Genomic DNA, 890 nt, shown 5'->3' on the forward strand with positions numbered 1-890 from the left:
TAGGGAATCTTCCGCAATGGACGAAAGTCTGACGGAGCAACGCCGCGTGAGCGATGAAGGCCTTCGGGTCGTAAAGCTCTGTTGTTAGGGAAGAATAAGTGCTAGTTGAATAAGCTGGCACCTTGACGGTACCTAACCAGAAAGCCACGGCTAACTACGTGCCAGCAGCCGCGGTAATACGTAGGTGGCAAGCGTTGTCCGGAATTATTGGGCGTAAAGCGCGCGCAGGCGGTTTCTTAAGTCTGATGTGAAAGCCCCCGGCTCAACCGGGGAGGGTCATTGGAAACTGGGAAACTTGAGTGCAGAAGAGGAAAGTGGAATTCCAAGTGTAGCGGTGAAATGCGTAGAGATTTGGAGGAACACCAGTGGCGAAGGCGACTTTCTGGTCTGTAACTGACGCTGAGGCGCGAAAGCGTGGGGAGCAAACAGGATTAGATACCCTGGTAGTCCACGCTGTAAACGATGAGTGCTAAGTGTTAGAGGGTTTCCGCCCTTTAGTGCTGAAGTTAACGCATTAAGCACTCCGCCTGGGGAGTACGGTCGCAAGACTGAAACTCAAAGGAATTGACGGGGGCCCGCACAAGTGGTGGAGCATGTGGTTTAATTCGAAGCAACGCGAAGAACCTTACCAGGTCTTGACATCCTCTGACAACCCTAGAGATAGGGCTTTCCCTTCGGGGACAGAGTGACAGGTGGTGCATGGTTGTCGTCAGCTCGTGTCGTGAGATGTTGGGTTAAGTCCCGCAACGAGCGCAACCCTTGATCTTAGTTGCCAGCATTTAGTTGGGCACTCTAAGGTGACTGCCGGTGACAAACCGGAGGAAGGTGGGGATGACGTCAAATCATCATGCCCCTTATGACCTGGGCTACACACGTGCTACAATGGATAG

1 rRNA gene is annotated in these 890 nt (G+C 52.8%); it reads left to right on the top strand.

The annotated features are described in order from the left end of the window. Positions 1-890: ribosomal RNA gene (locus BM319_RS00005) — 16S ribosomal RNA — on the top strand; the annotation flags it as partial.

It is taken from the genome of Bacillus sp. UNCCL81 (genome assembly GCF_900112535.1).
Classification (GTDB): Bacteria; Bacillota; Bacilli; order Bacillales; family Bacillaceae_G; genus Gottfriedia; species Gottfriedia luciferensis_B.